Origin of the sequence: Janthinobacterium sp. SUN073 (assembly GCF_030397665.1) — a bacterium.
GTDB lineage: Bacteria > Pseudomonadota > Gammaproteobacteria > Burkholderiales > Burkholderiaceae_D > Janthinobacterium.
On record NZ_JAPUBT010000017.1, the window covers coordinates 19,028 to 40,707 of the forward strand.

A 21,680-nucleotide genomic window follows, 5' to 3' on the forward strand; every position below is an offset into this window, starting at 1 on the left:
GCCACCTCACGGTGGCCTTCTGATTCCTGCTTTACTTCTTGCCTTCCTTCGGCTTTACCGGCGCCAGGTTCAGGTCCTGGAAATCGTAGCTGAAATCCGTCTCGGCCGACACGGGCGCCATTTTGACCCTGTCGATGCTGCCATCGGGATTGAGCGAGAACGTCACGTAGGCGTCGGCGTTGAAATTGCGCTCCTTCCAGCGCACGATGAAGGTGTCGTGCTGCCAGTGTTCCAGCTCGCCCGTCAGGTCCGGCGTGCGCGTGAAGCTGAGGATGTGCTTTTTGCCTTCCGGCTTGATCACGACCTTGCCATACCAGGCGTCTTCATACTCGCCGTCATACGCGGCCAGCGGCAACGATGGCTGCGATTTGGCCGCGCGCGCGCTCGACGCCTTGCCCTGCTTCTTGACTTCTTCGGCATGCTGGTCCTGCTCCACCTTGGCCACCAGCGCCAGCCAGTCCGACGGCGCCGCCTGCAGGTAATGGTCGAGGATGCGCCATTGCAGTGCCGTCATGGAGCCGCCATTTTCCGCATTGGTGAGTATGGCCACACCCAGTTTCGCTTCCGGCACCATCACCACGCGCGAATAAAATCCCTGTAGCGCGCCGCCGTGCATGGCCACTTTCATGCCCTTGTAATCGCGCAGCTGAAAGCCCAGGCCATACGCGCTGAAGTTCGGTTTTGTGGCGGCCAGCGACGGTTTAGGCTCGGCAATCTTGATCGGCGTTTGCGCCGTCCACATTTCACGGCTCTGCTTTTCGCTGAACAGGCGCGCGTCCTTGCCATCCTTGTCTTTCACGCCGGCGATCTTGCCTTCGTCGAGCAGCACCATCATCCACTTGGCGATATCTTCCGCATTCGTGTTGATGCCGACGGCGCCCACGGCGTTCGGCACGGGCATCGATTTGACGGCGGCGATCTTGCCGTCGATCTTGCTGTGCGCATTGGCGACGTCGGGGTTACCGGCGTTTTCAAGCAGGCTGGTGGTGGTGCCCGTCATGCCCAGCGGCGCCAGGATGCGTTCGTGCATCGCCTCGCCCCAGCTCTTGCCCGCCTTGTCGGCGATGATCTTGCCGGCCACGATATACAGCAGGTTATCGTAGGCATAGCTGTTGCGAAAACTCGTGGCCGGACGGATGTAGCGCAGCTTCTCGATGATCTCGTCGGTGGAAAACGTGGTGGTGGGCCACCACAGCAAATCGCCTGCCCCCAGCCCCAGGCCACTGCGGTGCGTCAGCAAGTCGCGGATGGTCATGGCGCCCGTCACGTAGGAATCGTGCATCTGGAAGCCGGGCAAATGTTTGGTGACGGGATCGTCCCAGGCCAGCTTGCCTTCGTCGACCAGCATGGCCAGCGCGGCGGCCGTGAAACCCTTCGAGTTCGATGCCACTTCGAACAGCGTCCTGGCGTCGACGGATGCCGGTTCGCCCAGCTTGCGTACGCCGAAACCCCTGGCGGTGATGACCTTGCCATCCTTGACGATGGCGATCGCCATGCCGGGTACGTCGAACACTTTCAGGGCGGTGGCGACGTCGCGCTCAAGATCGAAGGCGGGCGCGGGGGCAGGCGCAGCGGCAACGACGGGGGCGGCGTCAAAGGCCAGCGCCGGCAAGGCTATGCTCGAAAACGCCAGCACGATGGCGGCGGCGAGGCGGTTCATGGTATGCATGGTCAGGATGTCCAAATAAGGTTCAATGCGCTTGCGCGGCCATCAATTTATCGACGCTTTCCTGCGTCACCGGGTGGTAGCGTTCGCGCGCCTGCGCATACACGTCCTTGGCCCAGGCGTGGCCTTGCGGCGTCTTCATCAAGGCGCTGTACAGGGGCACGACGAACTTCTGGCGACCCACGCTCATCAGGAATGCCTGCAAGGGCTGGTGCACGTCGTAGCCAGCGTTCACGGAGGCCAGATAGAAGCGGTAGGCCACTTCATTATTGCCGCTCTTGCCCACACCGTAGTCCTGGTCCAGCTCACGCAATTGCGCCGCGCTGGCCTTGTTGTTGATGTCGTTCAGGAAGTGCATCGATTCGATGGCAATCCACTTGTCCATGCCCAGGTCTTTGGTGGACAGCTCGCCCTTGAGCCAGGCGTCACGGTGCTGGTCGAGCAGCGCCAGGCGCGGCGAGACAACGCGCTGCGCGCTGGCCGGCACGCCGGTGCCATACAGCCATTCATCGAGTTCCGCTTGCGGCATCACGTCCGGATGCTGCGCCAGCAGGTTCTTGCGCAGGTAGGCGATAAACTGCTCCGTCGTCACGCTCTGGAACGCGTGCTGGTCGAACCAACCGCGCAGGAAAGGATCGAACACGGCGCGGCCGGCACGGCGCTCCATGGTGGCCAGGAACCAGGCGCCCTTCGGATAAATGATGCCGTCATCCGTATACGTTTCCGCGGGATTGGCGTCCGCGTCGCGCGTGATCAGCGCCGTTTTCGCGGCCGGCAATTCGCGGATCGAGGCAGCCAGTTCTTCCTGGTCGACCTGCACGCCCATCTGCGCCACTTCGCTGCCATACAGCTGCTCGACGATGCGCGTGGTGACGTAGGTGGTGAAACCTTCGTTGAGCCACATGTGCTTCCATGACGCGTTGGTAACCAGGTTGCCCGACCACGAGTGAGCCAGTTCATGCGCGATCAGGTCGACCAGGCTGCGGTCGCCCGCGATCATGGTCGGCGTGAGGAAGGTCAGGCGCGGGTTTTCCATGCCGCCGTAGGGGAACGATGGCGGCAGCACGATCATGTCGTAGCGCCCCCAGCCATACGGGCCGTACAGCGCTTCGGCTGCCTGAATCATCTTTTCCGTGTCGGCCAGCTCGTACTCGGCCGCCTTGATGCGCGGCGGCTCGGCATACACGGCCGAACGGGGGCCGAGTTTGCGCACTTCCAGTTCGCCGATGGCAATGGCCAGCAGGTACGATGGAATCGGCTGCGGCATCCTGAATTTCCAGCCGCCCTTGCCCGTCGCCTTCTCGTCATTCTCGGCGCTCATCACGACGCGCATGCCCGCTGGCGCCTCGATGCGCGCGCTGTAGGTAAAACGCACGGCCGGCGTATCCTGCGATGGCACCCACGAGCGGGCGTTGATGCTTTGCGACTGGCTGAACATGAAAGGCAGCTTGCCCGACATGGTTTGCCGCGGCGTGAGCCACTGCAGCGCGATGGCGTTCGGCGCCGTATGGTAATAGACGCGCACTTTGCCCGGCTGGCCCGTGGTGGTGATGCGCAGCGCCTGACCCTTTTCCGGGTCGGCCTTGTCCAGCTGGTACGGCGCCATCTGCCATGCGCCGCGCTTGTCCTGTACCTGCACTTTCGCGATCGACAAATCGCGCGTATCGAGCACCAGCGTGCGCGCCGCCGGATCGATCCAGTTCAAGGACAGCTCGGCATAGCCGGAGAGCGTCTTTTGCTTGAAATCGGCTTTCAGGTCCAGCTGCAGGTCGCGCGTACGCACCTGGTCGTAACGCGCGTAGCTGAGGGGATCGGCGTGCGCTGCCAGGGTCACCTGGCAAAGTAGCGCACAGCCCAGCGCGCGCAGGAAGGTCAAAGTTTGCATGGTCGTCTTTTGAATGATTTGCGAAAGCCCCGGTCCGTGTGCGCCGGGGCGTCGCGCAGAATAGCACTTCCGGCGCAGGCCGGCAGAAAAAAGCGCCGGACTGGCCGGCGCTTTTTCCCTATTTCGTCTCGCTCTTGGCTTCCGGCTTGGCCTCGGGCGCCTTCAGCGGCGTATTAAAATCCTTCATCAGGTTATTCTTGTCGCGGTCCAGCTTGAACAGTTCCAGGCGCGACGGCGTAATTTTTCTCGGCCAGGCGTTGTTGCTGGTGTCGATGTCGGCCGTTTCCCAGTACGGGTCTTGTACCAGCCCCACCATCGGCTCGTCCGTGACGATGACCTTGCTGATCTTGTGCGGCGCATAGCGCCACACTTCGGCCGGCACGCGCTCGATGATCTTCTTGCCGCTTTTCAGTTCGATTTCCAGGATCAGCGGCATCACCAGGCCGCCGAGATTCGAGAAATCGACCAGGTACAGATGCTTGCCCATATTATGCTGCTCCAGCAGTTTTCTTTCCCATGGCTCCAGCGTTTCCTGCTCTTCCGCATAGCTGTTGCGGTCCTTGTTGGTGACCGTGAATTCATCGTGCCGGTTATAGAAATCCTTCAGCGCGGGGTCCAGCTCCACCTTCTTCGGCAGCGCCTTGTTGCGCTGGTCCGAGATCGAGATGGGCTGCGCCGCCTTCTGCGCCTTCTTCCACGCCTTTTCCGTTTCCGGATTTTTCGTGCTCACGCCATATTCGCTGATGCCGTCGATGCTGATGTCGACCGCGTCGGTGGTATAGAACCAGCCGCGCCAGAACCAGTCCAGGTCAGTGCCGGAAGCGTCTTCCATGCTGCGGAAAAAGTCGGCCGGCGTGGGCCGCTTGAACTTCCAGCGCAAGGCGTATTGCTTGAAGGCGAAGTCGAACAGTTCGCGCCCGAGGATGGTCTCGCGCAGGATGTTGAGGGCCGTGGCCGGCTTGTCGTAGGCGTTCGCCGTGAACTGCAGCAAGGACTCGGAATTGGTCATGATGGGCACCTGGTTCTGGCTGCGCATGTAGTCGACGATCTTGCGCGGCTCGCCATTCCAGGACGGAAAATGCTCTTCCCACGCCTGCTCGGCCAGGTACTGCAGGAAGGAATTGAGGCCCTCGTCCATCCACGTCCACTGGCGCTCGTCCGAATTGACGATCATGGGAAAATAATTGTGGCCCACTTCATGGATGATCACGCCGATCAGGTCATATTTTGCCGTCTTCGAATAGGTCAGCGCTCCCGTCTTCTTGTCCTTCACGGGGCGCCCGCCATTGAACGCAATCATCGGATACTCCATGCCGCCCACGGCGCCGTTGACGGAAATCGCGTTCGGATACGGGTAATCGAAACTGTACTTGTTGTACTGTTCGATGGCGTGCACGACGGCGCGCGTGCTGTACTGCTGCCACAGCGGGTTGCCCTCGTTCGGATAGTACGACATGGCCATCACGCGCTTGCCGCCGCTATTTAGCCCCTGCGCATCCCAGATGAACTTGCGGCTCGACGCCCACGCCACGTCGCGCACATTGGCCGCCTTGAAGTGCCAGGTTTTCATCCCCGCCGCCCGGCCCTTTTCCGCCGCCAGCGCTTCGGCGGGCGTGATCACCAGCAGCGGCGTATTGCTGTTTTTCGCCTGCGCCAGGCGCTCGCGCTGCACCGCGCTCAACACGCTGGCAGGATTTTGCAGCTCGCCCGTGGCGGCCACCACATGGTCGCCCGGCACCGTCAGATACAGTTCGTAGTCGCCAAATTCCAGCGTGAATTCGCCGGAGCCGAGGAATTGCTTGTGTTGCCAGCCAACGGCGTCGTAATACGCGGCCATGCGCGGAAACCACTGTGCGATCTGGAAAATCGTGTTCTTGTCGTCTTCAAAATATTCATAGCCGGAGCGCTCGACCAGCACCTTCTGGTCATTGATTTTGTAGGACCAGTCGATGCCAAAGCTGATGCTCTGGCCGGGCGCCAGCGCCACCGGCAAATCGATGCGCAGCATGGTCTGGTTGACCACATACGGCAGCGGCTTGCCGCTGGCCGCTTTCACGGCGGTGAGCTTGAAGCCGCCGTCGAATTCGCGGCCCGCATGGAGGGCGCGCAAGTCTTCGAATTTCAGCGCTTCCTCTTCGGTGCCGCTGAGCCAGGCCTGGCGCGACGGCGCGCTCAATACGCGGCGCTGGTCCGCATCCTGGCGCAAGCCATTCTGGTCCAGCTGCAGCCACAGATACGCGAGGCTGTCCGGCGAGCGGTTGTGATAGGTGATCTGCTCGCTGGCCGTGATTTCGCGGCGCGCCTCGTCCAAGGTGGCGCGGATCACGTAATCGGCGCGCTGCTGCCAGTAGGCGTGGCCCGGCGCACCGGACGCCGTGCGGTAGTTATTCGGCGTGGGCAGCAATTCTTCCAGCTGGCGGAACTTGTCGTCGAAGGGCGCGGCGGCGCACAGGCCGGGCAAGGGAGCAAACAAGGTCAGGCACAAGGCAAGCAAGCGGACAAGGACCGGCATGGCGCATTCCATCTGGGAGTCGTGGACAGACTGCATTCTAAGTCGAGTCTGTTTGCAAAGCGCTCATTGTTGTGGAAGTCCCACACACCAGCCAGTGCCATGCCCCGGCAGCACTGGCGCCGGCACGGGCATTGGCGTATGATGCGCCTCGAACATTGGGGAGTAGTCGTCCCGCGGTCATGCCGCGGGAACCTGTATCAACATAATTGGCCCGCAGGCCATGGTGCAGGTGGTTGCAGAACTTGACGAGACCATTGATCCAGGGCGGCCGCATGGGCCGGAGTCGCCCATGGATCATTGGTTAATTCGTCCGGCCCGCGTACCTCTTGCAATCTCATGGAAGCATTCCTCATCTCCACCGGCATCGTCGGTCTCGCTGAAATCGGCGACAAAACCCAACTCCTGGCCTTTTTGCTGGCGGCCAAATTCCGCAAGCCTTTGCCCATCGTGCTGGCCATTTTCGTCGCCACCGTCGCCAACCACGCGTTTGCCGCCGCCGTCGGCGCCTGGATCACCAGCATGCTGGGGCCCGACGTACTGCGCTGGGTACTCGGCGTCTCCTTTTTGGCAATGGCGGCCTGGACCCTGATCCCCGACAAGCTCGACGAAGACGAGACGAAGCTGGCCAAGTATGGCGTCTTCCTGACCACCCTGATCGCCTTCTTCATGGCGGAAATGGGAGATAAAACGCAGGTGGCGACCGTGGCGCTGGCGGCGCGCTACCACGACATTGTTTCCGTCGTGCTGGGCACCACCTTCGGCATGATGCTGGCCAACGTGCCGGCCGTCTACCTGGGCGACAAGATCGCCAACCGCGTGTCGCTGCGTCTGGTACACGGCATCGCGGCGCTGGTGTTTGCCGTGCTGGGCGTGGCGACCCTGCTGGGCGCGGGCGCGGCCCTGGGCTTCTGACCAATGTCGGCAACATGCATGCCGGCGCGCTGATCCCGAACGGTCAGCGCGCTTTCTTGAGACATGGGCAAGACTACACCAGCAATAGCACCGCATACTCGCGGCCCTGGTCGCGCAGGGCGATGCTGTTGCCCTCCTGCGCCACGCCATCGAGCGACAGTCCTGCGGGCCGCCCCTGTGCCCTTTCCACCGTGATGGCATAGCTGCTGGCACCGAAGCGGTAATGCAGCTTGAAGCTGTCCCATTCGGCCGGCATGGTCGGCAACACACGCAGCATGTTCGCTTCGCGCGTCAAGCCGAGCAGGGATTCGACGATCAGCCGGTACAGCCAGCCAGACGACCCCGTGTACCAGCTCCAGCCGCCGCGCCCCACGTGCGGCGCCACGGCATACACGTCGGCAGTCACCACATACGGCTCGACCTTGTAGCGTTGCACCGCCTGCGCATCCACGCCATGGCATACGGGATTGATCATGCGCAGCAGTTCCCACGCCTTTTCGCCATCGCCCATGCGGGCAAACGCCATCGCCGTCCAGATGGCCGCATGCGTGTACTGACCACCGTTCTCGCGCACGCCCGGCACATAGCCGCGGATATAGCCGGGATTGAGGTCGGATTTGTCGAACGGCGGATCGAGCAGCTGAATCACGCCGGAATCTCGGCGCACCAGGCGCGCATCGACCTGGCGCATGGCGCCGGCCACGCGCTCCTTGTTGGCCGCGCCCGACAGCACGCCCCAGCTTTGCGAAATCGAATCGATCTGGCATTCCTCGTTCGTATGCGAACCCAAGGGTGTGCCGTCGTCGAAGTAGGCACGCCGGTACCACTCGCCATCCCACGCATGTTCCTCGACATTGGCCGCCAGTTTCACGGCTTCGTCGCGGCAGAATTGGGCGAACGCCGCGTCGCCGCGCAGCACGGCCACCTCGGCGAAGCGCTGCAGCACTTCGTACAGGAAGAAGGCCAGCCACACGCTCTCGCCCTTGCCGTGTTCGCCCACCTTGTCCATGCCGTCATTCCAGTCGCAGGAGCCCATCAGGGGCAAGCCGTGCACACCCAGGCGCAAGCCGTGGCGGATGGCGCGCACGCAGTGCTCGTACAGGTCGGCCGACTCGCCCGAACGCACGGGCAAGTCGTAATAGGAATCCTCTTCCGGCTTGACGGCGCGTCCCTCGATGAAGGGCGCCACTTCGGACAGCACGTTGACGTCGCCCGTGGCAATCACATAGCGGCAGGCGGCCAGCGGCAGCCACAGGTAATCATCGGAGCAGTGCGTGCGCACGCCCCGGTCCGACGGCGGATGCCACCAATGCTGTACGTCGCCTTCCACAAACTGGTGCGCCGCGCACAGCAGCAAATGGCCGCGCAGCAGTTGCGGCGCCGTGTGGATCATGGCCATCGCATCTTGCAGCTGGTCGCGGAAACCGTAGGCGCCACCCGACTGGTAATAGCCGCTGCGCGCCCACAAACGGCAGGCGATGGTCTGGTACATCAGCCAGCCATTGGCGATCACGTCCAGCGATGGATCGGGCGTTTCGATGCGCACGGCGCCCAGCGTGCTCTCCCAGTGCGCACGCACCGCGTCGAGCGCCATACGGGCCGCATCCTTGCCCGCATGGCGCTGCACCATGGTACTGGCGTCGGCATTGCGGCGCCCGCCCACGCCGAGAAGGAAGACGATTTCGCGCTCCTGCCCCGGTTGCAGTTCAAACGGCACCTGGATCGCTGCGCACGGGTCCAGCCCCGTGCCCGCCTTGCCGGACAGGCGCACGCGCCGCAGCGCCGCCGGCTGCGCCAGACTGCCATTACGGCCGATGAATTCATTGCGGTCGCAGGTGATGGAGCGGATGCTGGCGTCGGTATTGAAAAAGCCGACACGGCCTGAAAACTCCGTGTTGTAGTTATTGCGGGCAAACAGCGCGCCGCTGATGGTGTCGACCTCGGTCGCCACGTGCATGCAGGACTTGGCGCGCAGGTCGGCCATCACCCATTCCACATAACCGGTAACGGACAGGCGGCGCGGCACGCCGCTGTCGTTGCGCACCTTGATGACGGAATATTTGACGGCCGCGTCGAGCGCCACATAGGTACACAATTCGGTGGCGATACCGCCCTCGCTGTGTTCAAACATGCTGTAGCCAAAGCCATGGCGCGTCACGTAGTCGCCACTACCGCGCGCCGGCAGGGCCGACGGCGACCAGAACTGGCCGGTTTGCTCGTCGCGCACGTAAAACGCTTCGCCGGACAGGTCGGACACGGGGTCGTTCTGCCATGGCGTGAGGCGGAATTCATGCGCATTCTCGCTCCACGTATACGCCTGGCCGCCTTCCGACACCACTGTGCCGAATTGCGCGTTGGCCAGCACGTTCGACCAGGGCGCCGGCGTCTGTGTGCCTTCGCCCGTGGTGATCACATATTCGCGCCCATCGGGTGTGAAACCACCGAGGCCATTTTCCAGGATCAGCGCGCGCTTTGACGCCCGGTGCGGCACACCGCCCTGTTCGCGGGCCGAGTCCTGCAGCAGCGGCGGCATGCGCAGTACAGGGCTGGGCGGACGCTTGACCTGCTCGGCCAGGGTGCCGCGCAAGTCGCTGATGATGGCGCGCGCCACCGATTGCAGCAAGATGCGGTCTTCGTTGGCGATTTGCTCGGCCAGGCGCACGAAAATACCGCCCGGACGGTCGATCGCCTGCGCATCGATGCCCGAGGCGATCAGGCCCATGATCTGGTCGTGCAGCAGCTGGCGGTAGCCCGACTGTTCCTCGTACCAGATCACCAGGTCGACGATCAATCCTTTCAGGCGCCAGTAGGCATGCGCCTGCACCATCTGGCGCGCCAGTTCGATATTGGCAGCGTCGCGTATCTGCAGCAGCACGATGGGCAAGTCGCCGGAAATGGCATACGCCCACAGGCCGGACTGGCCGCGCTGGTTCTTGATCAGGATGCCGGCCTCGGCACGCAGGGTCGCATTCGGGTAGATCACGGCATTGGCCAGGCGCGCATACAACTGCGCGTCCGCTTCGCTGGCATTCAACTGGCGCAGCACCACCTGGCTGTGCGTCCAGGCCAGTTCGAACACGCGGTCGGCCAGGTGGCGATCCTGGTATTTGTCGATCAGGTGCAGCGCCGCCTCGCGCTGTTCCACCATGCCGGTCACGCTATCGACCGTGACCGCCTGGTCCGGTTCGAGCGTGATGACGTAACGGATGGCCACGATGGGGTCGAGCACGGAACCGTGGCCGCCACCGAGCGGACCACTATCCTGCAGCGCCTGCGGCAGCTGCGCCGTGTTGCCGCGGCCGATAAAGCGCGCGCGGTCCGTCTCGAACGACACGGCATAGTGCTCGATATCGTGCACGGTCATCACATGCAGCAGCCACGGCATCTGCTCGTCTTTCGAGCGGGGCCGGCGCGTGCATAAAATCGCATTTTCATGCGCCAGGATTTCCGTCTGCACGAACAGCTTGCTGAACGCGGGATGCGCCGCATCGGCCGCCGCCGGCGCCATCACCACTTCGGCAAAGCTGGTGATCTCGATGCGCCGCTGGCGGTTCGAATTGTTGCTGATACGCGTGCGCCGGATTTCGATGTCGTCCTCGGGCGAAACGACGATTTCCGTGTACAGGTCGAGGCCATGGTCGGCACGGCGAAATTCCGCCCGCCCTTCGGAGAAAATCACTTCGTATTTCTTCGGTTCGACCAGGGTCGGTTGATACATGGTGGACCAGACGGCACCGTCGTCGAGGTCGCGCAGGTAGCAGAAATTGCCCCAGTTATCGCGCGTGCTGTCCTCGCGCCAGCGCGTCACGGACAAGTCTTTCCAGCGGCTGTAGCTGCCGCCCGCATTGCTCACCATGACGTGGTAGCGGCCATTCGACAGCAGCTGCGTTTCGGGCACGGCGCTGTTGGCCTGGGTGAGGATGCGCATCGGCATGGCCTGTTCGGGCGCGCCGCTGCGCAGCACCGCCAGTTCGGCCGTGTTCGAATAAAACGCGCCTGCCTGCGGCGTGCGTTCCTGCAGCACCAGCAAGGCCGATTGCAGCAGCGGATCGGACTCGAAACGGCGCTGCATGGGGCGGTCGTGCAACAGGTAGCTGAGGGCCAAAAAGCCCATGCCCTGGTGATGCACCATGAACGAACGGATGACGGCGCTGGCCTGCCCGCGCGGCAGGCGCGCCGTAGTGAAATCGATGGCTTCAAAAAAACCATAGCGGCCCATGTAGCCGGCCGCCTGCATGCGCTGCAGGTTCTGGCACGACGCTTCCGGCTGCACCATCAAACCCATCATGCTGGCGTATGGCGCCACCACCAGGTCGTCGGCCAGGCCCCGCTTCAGGCCCAACCCCGGCACGCCAAAGGCGCGGTACTGGTAATTCAGGCTGGCGTCGACCGTGTTGTAGCCGGATTCGGAAATCCCCCACGGCACGTCGCGCTGGCGGCCATAGTCGATCTGCGCCTCGATGACGGAGTGATAGGTCTGGTCGAGCAGTGTGTTCGGATAATTCGGCATCACCAGGAGCGGCATCAGATACTCGAACATCGAGCCGCTCCACGACAACAGCACGGGCTGACCCGCCACCATGCACAGCTGGCGGCCCAGCGCGAACCAATGCTCCTGCGGCAGCTGGCCCTGGGCGATGGCGATGAAGCTGGCCAGGCGCACTTCGGATGCGAGCAAGTCGTAGTAGCTGGGGTCGAGGCGCCGTTCGCTGACGTTGTAGCCGATGGCCAGCAGTTTGGTCGACGGGTTGTACAGAAACGCGTATTCGATCTGCGCAAAATCGCGCGCCTGGCCCGCCGCATGGGCGATGTCGCGCATGTGACGGCCCGCCTGTTCGCGGCCTTGCACCAGCCATGCGGCCAGCTCGGAAGGCAGGCCTTCCGGCGCCTCCAGATTGGCCAGTTCGCGCAGGGTCGGCACGCGCAGCCACGCCGCATCGAGGCCTGCCTGTGCCGCCCATGGCGCCAGTTGCAGCAACTCGGCCAGCGCCGCGCGGCACTGGCGCGCCAGCGCGCCGCTCCACATGGCCAGTTCGCCATCCTCGCTTTGCAGGGTCAGCGACAGCAGCGCGTCGGCCGCGCCATTCGCCGCACTCAGGTAGGCATGCCATGCGGGCAGGCTGGCTGGCACGGCCGGCATCTGCAGCAGCGCCAGCGATGCGCGCACCGCCTTGCCTTCGCCTTCGGCGGCGATGAATTCCTGCAGTACCTGCGCCGTCGTGCGGATGCCGTCCACGATCTGTGGCCCCATGATGGGGGCGTCGTACAGTTCCACCAGGCCGGGCTGCAAGGTCAGCAGATGGCCGGCCAGGTTGCCGCTGTCGACCGTCGAGATGTACATGGGCTGCAGCGCCTTGAGCGTTTGCGTGTCGTACCAGTTGTAGAAATGCCCCTGGAAGCGCTCCAGTTCGCCCATGCTGCGCAAGGTGGCGCGGCTGCGCTCGATCAACTGGCCCATGGTGATATAGCCGAAATCGTAGGCCGTCAGGTTGGCCAGCAGGGCCAGGCCGATATTCGTCGGGGAGGTGCGGTGCGCCACCACCAGGTTCGGATGCTCCTGCATGTTATCGGGCGGCAGCCAGTGATCGTCCGGTCCGACGAAGGTCTCGAAATAGGCCCAGGTCTTGCGCGCCACGCCATGCAGGAAACGCCCCTGCTCGGCCGACAGGCGCGCCACGGCCCGTTCAATGGGGCGGCTGATCCACCAGGCGATGGCAGGTGCGACCAGCCACAGCAGCAGCACCACGGCGGCAGCCGGCAACGCCGCCGGGCGCCAGTGCAGCAAGGCGGCAAAGGTGACCAGCGCCAGCGCGGGCGAGCACCACATGGCGCGCCAGCTGTCTGCCTGCGAGCCGGAAGACGTATGCAGGTTCGAGGCGCGCCAGTCGAGCAAATGCTTGTGCGACACGCCCAGACGCCACAGGGTGCGCGCGATGGCATCGAGGCTGATCCATGCTTCGTACGGCAGGAAGACGAGGGTCAGCATGGCATGCGAAAACTGCACGCCGCAGCGCCGCTCGAACGCGGCCAGATGCTGGCGCCACAGGGTGTCGCGCGGTTTGCGCAGCAGATCGTACAGGGCCGAAAAAACGGGCGGCAGGAAGATGATGGCCAGCACCGCCACGCTCCAGAAAACCACGTGCGGCAAGAAACCCCACACCAGCAGCAGCGACAGGGTGGTGGCCGGCGCCACGATGCTGCGGCGCAGGTTGTCGAACAGCTTCCAGCGCGACAGCATCGACAAGGGATTGCGTTCGCGCTTGCCGGCGCGGCCCGGCACGCGGCCCAGCAACCAGCCGATCAGCTGCCAGTCGCCGCGTATCCAGCGCTGGCGGCGGCTCACGTCGGCGTCGTAGCGGGCCGGGTATTCCTCATACAGCTGCGAGTCGCTGAGCAAGCCGGCGCGCAGGTAGCAGCCTTCCAATAAATCGTGGCTGAGGATTTTATTGTCGGGCAGGCGCTGGCCCAGCACGCGCTCGAACATGTCGAGGTCATAGATGCCCTTGCCGATGAAGGAGCCCTCGTAAAATACGTCCTGGTACAGGTCGGAGACGGTGCGCGTATACGGGTCGATGCCCGGCTCGCCGCCGCACAGCAGCTCGTAGCGCGAAGCATTCGCGCTGGGCAGCGCCACGGCCACGCGCGGCTGCAGGATGCCGTAACCGGCCACCACGCGCGTGCCCGCCGCGTCCAGCACGGGACGGTTCAGCGGGTGCATCATGGTGGCGATGAATTCGCGCGCCGCGTCGCGCGGCAGCTGCGTATCGGTGTCGAGCGTGATCACATATCGGATGCTGCGCAGGCCGCGCAGTTCGCCTTCCACCAGCGAGAATCTGTCGCGTGCCCCGCCACGCAAAAACGCGTGCAGATCGGACAATTTGCCGCGCTTGCGCTCCTGCCCCATCCACGCATTCTGCTGCGAATTCCACAAGCGCGGACGGTGCAGCAGCAGGAACGGCCCCGCAAGACCCAGCTCTTCGCCGTCGGCCGGTTCGCCATTGGCCTTGAACTCGGCGCCTTCCACGCGGTATTTATCGTTCAAGCCACGGATGGTCTCCTGCGCCTGGCGCATCAAGGCTTCGTCGCCCGGCATCGTTTGCGCGGACGCATCGACAAAATCCGTCAGCAGGCAGAAACGCAGGTTCGGATCGCGGTTGGCCAGGTAGCGCACTTCCAGCGCCTCGCACAGGGCGGCCACGTTGGCCTCGCTGTAGATCAGGGTCGGCACCACCACGATGCCACGCGCATCTGACGGAATGCCGGCCTGGTAATCCATGCGCGGCAGCGGATGGGGCGACGTCATCAGGGTCGCCAGCCAGTTCACCACGGCCACGGCCAGCTGGCTGCTGCCCAGCAGCGCCAGCACGCCCAGTGCCGCCAGGGGCCAGCCCTGCACGCCATGGCGCACGGCGCGCTCGAGCAGCAAGGCGCTCGTCGCCAGGGTCAGGAACGCAATGGCGCCCAGATAGCTGGCCAGCGGCGCGGCGCGCGCCGTATGCTGCAGCGCCTCGATGAAAGGCAGCTTCGCACCGGCCTGCTTTTCCAGCACCAGCACGCCGCGCCCGACCAGGTAAAAGCCGATGTGGCCGCGGCGCGCGTCATTGCCGTTGCCGTGCGTATGCGCCAGCTGCACCGCCATCTCGGCCACTGCCACTTCGCTGCGCGCGCTGCGCCTGGCGATGCGTTCGATGGCGTGGCGGTAGCTGTCGCGCGTGGCGAAATCCATCAAGCCATACGTGCCGGCCGGGTCCAGCCGCAAGGTCTGCTCGACCACGCTCATGGTCTCGACGAATTCCTGCCAATCCATGGTGCCGAGAAAACGCAGGCTGCCGATGCTGTTGGCGATCGACACCTGGTCGGCCGCCTGCTGCCCGATCTCGGACTGGATCTGCTGTTCGATGGTGAGGCCCGACTCGGCCAGCTTGTGCGTCAGCCACGACAGGGCCAGGGTCAGCGAGGAACTTTGTCCCTGCAGGCGGCGCGACAATTCGGCCACGAAGGCGCTGGTCATCGGTGGATTCGAACGCGCCATGTCGGCTACCAGCAGGATCAAGCCACTGGGATTGCGCTCGGCGATGTCCGTCATCTGGTCGGCCCAGGTATTGGCCAGGTCGCGCTGCATGCGGTCGTCGGCCACGCGCACGGCGACGCGGCGCAGGTTTTCGATCAGGGCCAGGCGCAGCATGATGGGCACGGCCCACAGTTCACCCAGCGTGAGCGTGGCGACATCCTGGTAAGCCTCGATGAAATGGCACAGGTTTTCCAGGTCGACGCGGCCGTCACCATGCGAGATGATTTCCAGCGCAATTTTGTACACGCGCGGGCAACCCGCGTCCACGCCCGACGTCAGGCGCGGCAGCTCCTTGCTGTAGTTCTTCGGCAAGTGGCGCCGCGTGGTGCGGATCTGCTCTTCGATCAGGTAAAAATTATCCAGCAGCCACTCCGAGGCGGGCGTGACCTGCCGCCCGCTTTTCACCGTGGCCGTCAGCTCATTGACGGTGGCCGTGATCAGGGCAGCATTGTCGGCCAGACGCGCCAGCAGGCGGTCGCGGCCATGGTGCTTGCCCACCGCGTGGCCGGCGGCCACGTGCTTGCCGTGGGCGGCCATCTGCATGGCGCTGAATAACTCGGAACGCAGGGGCAAGGCATCGTCGCGCGCAGCGTCGAAACTGTCCGGTGCAAGGGGATGGTCGCGGAAGATTGCCTTGAACTTGGAAAGCTGTTCCTTGATCTGCTGCGTGACGACTGCGGTGTACTCTTTCAACTTGGCCTCGCTAGGTGCGCGCAGGCAGCCAGCGGCCACCGTCACGCTGGCCAAGTCTGGAAGAACACGATCGGACACTGGCGAAGACGGAAAGCGAAGCGCCGGAGCGTTGCGACGAATCTCAGGGTATAGGGAGATTTTCTGAACTTCATCGTAGGTGCGCGCTGCGCGCAAGACCGTGCGCTAGCGTACATACCTGAGGTTTTAGGGACGTGCAGGCAAAGAAATCAGCCCGTTCAGGGTAGAAAAATGCCGGGAGGAAATGAAGGGGAGAAAATAAACGGAAACACCGTGCCAATAATGGCACGGTGCAACATTCCCGAGGGGAAACTTCAGTCCCGTCAGGCCGCGATGGCCAGCGGGTGGCGCGTCGCTTCCGCCATCGCCATGCCGCCGTTGAGTTGCCATGCCGCAGCATGGCCCAGGCGGCGCAGACAGGCGCTAGCGCGCGCGCTGCGGTTGCCGCTGCGGCAGAAAAAGACCAGCGGGCAGTGAGGCTGCTGCAGCCATGCGGCCACCTGCCCGGCCAGGCGACTCAGCGGTACGCTGTGCACGGCGCAGCCCTCGAACACGTTTCCGGCGCAGGCCGCGTGTTCATACGCTTCGCGCACGTCGACGAGGATGGCGTCAGGATGCTGGCGCAAGAAGGCGGGCAGGCTGGCCGCATCGAGCTGCAGTTCGGCGGCCGGCACGAGGCCGTCCCGCACCGTGCGCACGGTGCCGCAGATGCTGCCGTCGTCGCGTGCGGCGCACAGCACGGTGTCCGGCGTCAGCAGCGCCGCATCCAGCAAGGGCGTCAGCGCCTCGGGCGCGAGCGTGCCGATGAAGGCGAAGCGCTGCCCCAGCAAATACACATGGTTTTCGCCACACTCGACGCGGCGCAAACGCTGCTGGCCCAGTGCCAGCTCACCGTCGATATCGACGCGACCCACCTGTTCGATGGCGAGTTCCTGCAGCAAGGCCAGGCGCGCCACGCCATGGTCGGCTGGCGCCGTCGTGTGCACGATGGCGCGCAAGGCCAGGTGCTGGCAACGGATGAAGGCGGCCAGGCGCGGCACGAGCGCGGCGACGGGATCGATGACGACGCAACTGGCACTGGCGGCGTCGCTGAGCAGCCAGGTGCACTGGCCATCGACGCTCAGCTGGATTATGCCGTCCTGCGCGCCGTCCTGCTGCGATGGCGTCAGCGCCGACGGCAGCAGACAGCTGCTGCGCAGCGCTTCGCCGCAGCGCTCGATGCGCGCGCAGGCGGCCGCTATCGTCGCGGCATCGATCAGGGGGCCGAATGACAAACGGATGGCCGAACTGGCGCGCCATTGCGGCACGTGCATCGCTTCGAGCACATAGCTGGGCAGGGCCTTGGCGGCGGAACAGGCGCTGCCCGAGCTGACGCGCACGCGCGCCGCGTCGAACAGGTCCAGCAGCTCTTTCGAGGACAGGCCCGGCACGGAAAAATTGAGCGTCGTCGGCAGCGACAACGCAAACGGCATATTGAAAACGATGCCGGGGAAAGCGCGCTCCAGGCTGGTCACCAGCTGCGCGCGGAAAGCGACCAGCTCCGCGTGGCTGCGGAAGGTCTTGCCATCGTCCAGCGCAGCCAGCACGGCGCCCAGGGCGGCGATGCCGGCCATGTTCTCCGTGCCCGAGCGCAGGCCCGCCTCCTGGCCGCCGCCCATCATCAACGGTGTAAATGGCGCGCCGGCGCGCACATACAGCATGCCGATGCCCTTCGGCGCATACAGCTTGTGGCCGGAGAACGGCGCGTAATCGATGCGCGTGGCGGCCAGGTTCAGTTTCAGCTTGCCCAGCGCCTGCACGCAATCGACCATCCAGTAGGCGTCCGCGCCGCGTTCCTGCAGCAGTTGCGCGATGGCGGACAAATCGCTGACGACGCCCGTTTCATTATTCGCCGCCATCGTGCACAGCATGGCTGTGTCGCCGATCAGCGCGTCAAGTGCCTGCAGATCGTGGCGCCCCTGCGCATCGACGGGCAACTTGCGCACTTCCAGGTTCAGTCCCAATAGCCGGTTCCAGTGCGCCAGGCTTTCCGGCACGGCCTTGTGCTCGGTCGCGCCATACAGCAGCAGGCTGCCGATGCGCTGGCCCGCAGCGCGCCGTTCGCGCAGCGCGCACAGGGCCGACAGCACGGCCGTCTGGATGCCTTCGGTGGCGCCGCTATTGAACATCAAGCGGCCGTCGCCCACGCCCAGCAAGCCGCGGGCGCGCTGGCGCACGCCATCCATCATGGCCTTGGCCTGCAATCCCGTGGCATGGGTGCTGCTGGGATTGCCATAGCCCTGCTCCATCGCTTGCCGGGCGGCGGCAACGGCGGCGGGCAGCACGCAAGTGGTGGCATTGCTGTCGAGGTAGATTTCTTTCATGATGACCGTCTGAGTATTCTCTAAAAAGGGCGCAGCGCCAGTGGCTGAAACGTATGGATAGTTTACCGGCACGCTGCCGTGAAGATATGCCAAAAGACACTGCAACTACGCTACTATGCAGCATAGTCATACTATAAAAACTGGAATAGTAAAATGAATTCACCAAATACCACGCTCGACAAATTCGACTGCGCCATCCTGGCCGCCCTGCAGCAGGACGGCACCCTGTCGATCGCCGCCCTCAGCGAGAAGATCGGCTTGTCCAGCACGCCGTGCTGGAAGCGGGTCAAGCGCCTGGAGGAAGAGGGCTATATCGAGAGCCGCGTGGCCATCGTCAACCGGCAAAAAGTGGGCTTGCCCGTCACCGTCTTCGTCAGCGTGCGCACGGGGCAGCACGATGAAAAATGGCTGCGCCGCTTCGCCGCCGCCGTCATCGTCCTGCCCGAGGTACAGGAATTCCACCGCATGAGCGGCGACATCGACTACCTGCTGAAAGTCGTCACCACCGACATCAAGGGCTACGATACCTTTTATAAAAAGCTCATCAAGGCCGTGCAGCTGACGGGCGTGTCGTCCGCCTTTTCCATGGAGCAAATCAAGTGCAGCACGGAATTGCCACTGGAATTGATCGCCCACGGCTTGCCTGCCTGAACGTTTTTCCACCCTGCGCCGGTGTACATGAAAAACACGCATGTTAACACCTTACAATCGTTGCCATACAGCAACACAACTGCATTAAATACGGCATACCCCCACTATATGCCCCTTATCCGTCGCTATACTGCGCACTTGTCCGTGCCTTTCTGGCAACCTCTGCCGGTCGCGCGGGCCCATTCCCAGGGTCTTCCATGCATTTGCTTCGCCATCTTTCCATCCAGAAAAAACTGATGTTCAGCATGGGCTTATGCCTGCTGCTGTTCATGGGAATTTCATCCTTCCTCAGCGTGCGCATGAGCAGCGACTATGTGCGCGAGCGGGTCGTCGGCCAGGAACTGCCAGCCCAGGTGGGAGAAATCCGCAATGATGTGCTGCGCCAGATCAATCAACCGCTGTCGGTCGTGCAAACGATGGCCAATGATGTCTTTTTGCAAGACTGGGAAGATGCGGACCTGGCGGAAAACGGCTTGCCGACCTTCCAGCGCTACGCCAGGATGCTCAAGGAAAAAAACAAGGCGGCCGTCGTCAGCTGGAGTTCGCAAACTGCGTCCCGGTACATGACCGATGCGGGCCTGATCCGCACACTGGACAAGCAACAGCCAGCCGATCATTGGTTCTTCAGCATGCTCGACGAAAACAAACAGCACACGATCAATCTGGACCGCGATCCAGCCTCGGGCAGTTTCATGCTGTTCCTGAATGCGCGGGGCCAGACGGCCGGTGGCAAGGCCGTCATTGCAGGCATGGGCTTGAGCGTCGATGCCATGGCCGACACCATCCGCAGCTACAAGGTCGGCCAGACGGGCCATGTCTACCTGGTACGCGCCGACGGCAACCTGCTGATCCATCGCGACCCGGCCCTGGCCGATGGCAAGCATCAGTTGAAGGACTTGCCCGGCTTTAATGCAGCATTGAGCAAGACTCTGCTGACCGGCAACAAATACACCTATGCCAGTTATGCGGCGCCGGCCGGCAAGCAGCTCGTCGCCGCCTCCTTCGTGCCGGAATTGAATCTGTATGTGATGGCGGAAGTGCCGGAAGCGGAAGTGCTGGGCAATGTCACGCGTTCGGCCCTGATCGCCGCCCTGATCGCCGGGCTGGTCGGCGGCGGCATCTCCCTGTGCATCATTTATGTCATCAGCCGCGCCATCGCCGCCCCCGTCGCACGCGCGGCGGACATGCTCAGCGAGATCGCCAGCGGGAATGGCGACCTGAGCCGCCGCATGCCCGTCGAATCGGAAGACGAGGTCGGTGCACTGGCCGCCGCCTTCAACCGTTTCGTCGCATCGCTGAACGTGACGATACGCGAAGTTCGTGACAGTACCGGGGCTATTGCCAGCGCATCGAGCCAGATCGCGTCGGGTAACCTGGACCTGTCGGCGCGCACGGAAACCCAGGCATCGAGCCTGGAAGAGACGGCGGCGGCCATGGAAGAACTGACGTCAACCGTCAAACAGAATGCGGATAATGCCCGGCAGGCGAACCAGTTGGTGGTGTCGGCCTCAAGCCACGCCGTCAAGGGTGGCGAAGTGGTCGGACAAGTCGTGCAGACGATGGGCGCGATTACGGAAAGTTCGCGCAAGATCGCGGATATTATCGGTGTGATCGACGGCATTGCCTTTCAAACCAATATCCTCGCCCTGAACGCGGCGGTCGAGGCGGCGCGCGCGGGCGAACAGGGCCGCGGCTTTGCCGTGGTGGCGACAGAAGTGCGCAACCTGGCGCAACGTTCGGCAGCGGCGGCCAGGGAAATCAAGGACTTGATCGTCGACTCGGGCAGCAAGGTGGAAGCGGGCAGCAAGCTGGTCGACTCCGCCGGCGCCACCATGCAGGACATCGTCGTGTCGGTCCAGAGGGTCGCCGACCTGATGGGAGAAATCGCTTCAGCCAGCCAGGAGCAAAGCCAGGGCATCGCGCAAGTCAATGCCACCGTCACGCAGATGGACGACGCGACCCAGCAAAATGCAGCCCTGGTGGAAGAAGCGGCGGCGGCAGCCCAATCCTTGCAAGACCAGGCAGACCGGTTGGCGCAGGTGGTCAGCGTCTTCAAACTGGAAGAAACGGGGCATGCAGTGCCGCGGCAAGCGCCCCACCAGCCCGTGCAGCCCAAGCCGGCGCGCATGCTAACGGCAAAAACGGCGATACCCGCCGCTCGCCCGACAGCGCCGGCCAGCGATGCGTGGGAAGAGTTTTAAAGGGGATTACATCGCCGGCGCTTTCACGCTCGCCGCTTGCTTGAAGAAATCATAAATGCCGCTTTCACTCATGCGGCGCGCATTCGCCAATTCACCGCCCTTGGTGGCGTACAGCACCTGGTTGTTGTCGCTCGAGACCAGCACGGCAGCCGGGATGCCTTTCTTGAGCGGATTACCATAGGCTTGCGCCACGTCCAGGTTATGGTCGAAGTTGCCCACATCGACCTTGACGACCTTGAACTGCTGTTGCATCAACTCGGCGTTCTTGCCTTCCTTCAATGCCTTGTCGAGCGCACGGCAATCCTCGCACCAGTTGGCGCCAAAGATCAGCAAGACAGGCACGTGCGCCGCCTTGGCGTCGGCCAAGGCGCGGGCCACGTCGGCCTTGGCGTCGGCTGCCGCGTTGTACGGCAAGTGCGGCGTGGCGACCGGGTTGGCCGGTGTCGGCGCGGCGGCAACGGCGGTGCCGGCAAGCAGCAGGCTGGCAAGAAGAATGGAAAGGCGCATGCAGGGCTCCTGAGAGAAATCGTGAGACCAGCTGAACAGCTGCCAGCGGGCGTGATTGCCTAGAATATGCCTGCTTGTGGGAAATATCCACCATTTAATTGCACTGTGCTTATGCGGAAAACGTCTAAGCGGCACCAAAAGAGCCTTCCATCATCGCGGTCTCCAGGAACTTGCTGGCGCGGCACGGCTTGCAGGCGGTCT

Annotated in this window: 9 protein-coding genes and 1 riboswitch; of the genes, 3 read left to right on the forward strand and 6 right to left on the reverse strand. The window is 63.6% G+C overall.

Annotated features, from left to right (window positions below):
* Positions 1 to 31 precede the first annotated feature (31 nt).
* From O0882_RS27810 to O0882_RS27820, 3 genes are all read right to left on the reverse strand, one after another.
* Positions 32 to 1,669 (reverse strand): serine hydrolase, encoded by a 1,638-nt coding sequence (locus O0882_RS27810; protein ID WP_289953272.1) that lies wholly within the window; start codon positions 1,667 to 1,669, stop codon positions 32 to 34.
* Between the two features lie 22 nt (positions 1,670 to 1,691).
* On the reverse strand, positions 1,692 to 3,551 hold the full coding sequence (locus O0882_RS27815) for a M1 family metallopeptidase (RefSeq protein WP_289953274.1): 1,860 nt from the start codon (positions 3,549 to 3,551) through the stop codon (positions 1,692 to 1,694).
* A 118-nt stretch (positions 3,552 to 3,669) separates the two neighbouring features.
* The gene (locus O0882_RS27820; protein WP_289953276.1) at positions 3,670 to 6,063 is read right to left on the reverse strand and encodes a M1 family aminopeptidase; all 2,394 of its coding nucleotides are present in this window, start codon (positions 6,061 to 6,063) and stop codon (positions 3,670 to 3,672) included.
* 145 nt (positions 6,064 to 6,208) lie between these two features.
* A riboswitch (yybP-ykoY riboswitch) is annotated at positions 6,209 to 6,390 on the forward strand.
* A gap of 9 nt (positions 6,391 to 6,399) precedes the next feature.
* Here O0882_RS27820 and O0882_RS27825 point away from each other — a divergent pair.
* Positions 6,400 to 6,975, forward strand: coding sequence for a TMEM165/GDT1 family protein (locus tag O0882_RS27825; RefSeq protein ID WP_099760947.1), 576 nt, complete (start codon positions 6,400 to 6,402; stop codon positions 6,973 to 6,975).
* A gap of 73 nt (positions 6,976 to 7,048) precedes the next feature.
* On the opposite strand, the gene O0882_RS27830 is transcribed toward O0882_RS27825, so the two are convergent.
* Positions 7,049 to 15,739 (reverse strand): glucoamylase family protein, encoded by an 8,691-nt coding sequence (locus O0882_RS27830; RefSeq protein ID WP_354670296.1) that lies wholly within the window; start codon positions 15,737 to 15,739, stop codon positions 7,049 to 7,051.
* Positions 15,740 to 16,080: 341 nt separating this feature from the next.
* Positions 16,081 to 18,120: an aminotransferase class V-fold PLP-dependent enzyme gene (locus tag O0882_RS27835; protein WP_289953278.1), complete on the reverse strand. Its 2,040-nt coding sequence runs from the start codon at positions 18,118 to 18,120 to the stop codon at positions 16,081 to 16,083.
* A gap of 153 nt (positions 18,121 to 18,273) precedes the next feature.
* On the opposite strand from O0882_RS27835, the gene O0882_RS27840 reads away from it, so the two are divergent.
* The gene (locus O0882_RS27840; protein ID WP_219887499.1) at positions 18,274 to 18,771 is read left to right on the forward strand and encodes an Lrp/AsnC family transcriptional regulator; all 498 of its coding nucleotides are present in this window, start codon (positions 18,274 to 18,276) and stop codon (positions 18,769 to 18,771) included.
* Positions 18,772 to 18,968: 197 nt separating this feature from the next.
* A complete protein-coding gene (locus tag O0882_RS27845; protein WP_289953288.1) occupies positions 18,969 to 20,972 on the forward strand; it encodes a methyl-accepting chemotaxis protein in 2,004 nt (667 codons plus the stop codon).
* 6 nt (positions 20,973 to 20,978) lie between these two features.
* Here O0882_RS27845 and O0882_RS27850 read toward each other — a convergent pair whose 3' ends face one another.
* Positions 20,979 to 21,479, reverse strand: a complete 501-nt coding sequence (locus O0882_RS27850; protein WP_289953291.1) for a thioredoxin family protein — start codon at positions 21,477 to 21,479, stop codon at positions 20,979 to 20,981.
* Between the last annotated feature and the right edge of the window lie 201 nt (positions 21,480 to 21,680).

What these genes read in the sequence shown, in the direction of transcription:
- O0882_RS27840 (WP_219887499.1), top strand. Translation starts at nt 18,274, where the DNA reads ATGAATTCACCAAATACCACGCTCGACAAATTCGACTGCGCCATCCTG.
- O0882_RS27825 (WP_099760947.1), top strand. Translation starts at nt 6,400, where the DNA reads ATGGAAGCATTCCTCATCTCCACCGGCATCGTCGGTCTCGCTGAAATC.
- O0882_RS27845 (WP_289953288.1), top strand. Translation starts at nt 18,969, where the DNA reads ATGCATTTGCTTCGCCATCTTTCCATCCAGAAAAAACTGATGTTCAGC.
- O0882_RS27810 (WP_289953272.1), bottom strand. Translation starts at nt 1,669, where the DNA reads ATGCATACCATGAACCGCCTCGCCGCCGCCATCGTGCTGGCGTTTTCG.
- O0882_RS27850 (WP_289953291.1), bottom strand. Translation starts at nt 21,479, where the DNA reads ATGCGCCTTTCCATTCTTCTTGCCAGCCTGCTGCTTGCCGGCACCGCC.
- O0882_RS27835 (WP_289953278.1), bottom strand. Translation starts at nt 18,120, where the DNA reads ATGAAAGAAATCTACCTCGACAGCAATGCCACCACTTGCGTGCTGCCC.
- O0882_RS27815 (WP_289953274.1), bottom strand. Translation starts at nt 3,551, where the DNA reads ATGCAAACTTTGACCTTCCTGCGCGCGCTGGGCTGTGCGCTACTTTGC.
- O0882_RS27820 (WP_289953276.1), bottom strand. Translation starts at nt 6,063, where the DNA reads ATGCCGGTCCTTGTCCGCTTGCTTGCCTTGTGCCTGACCTTGTTTGCT.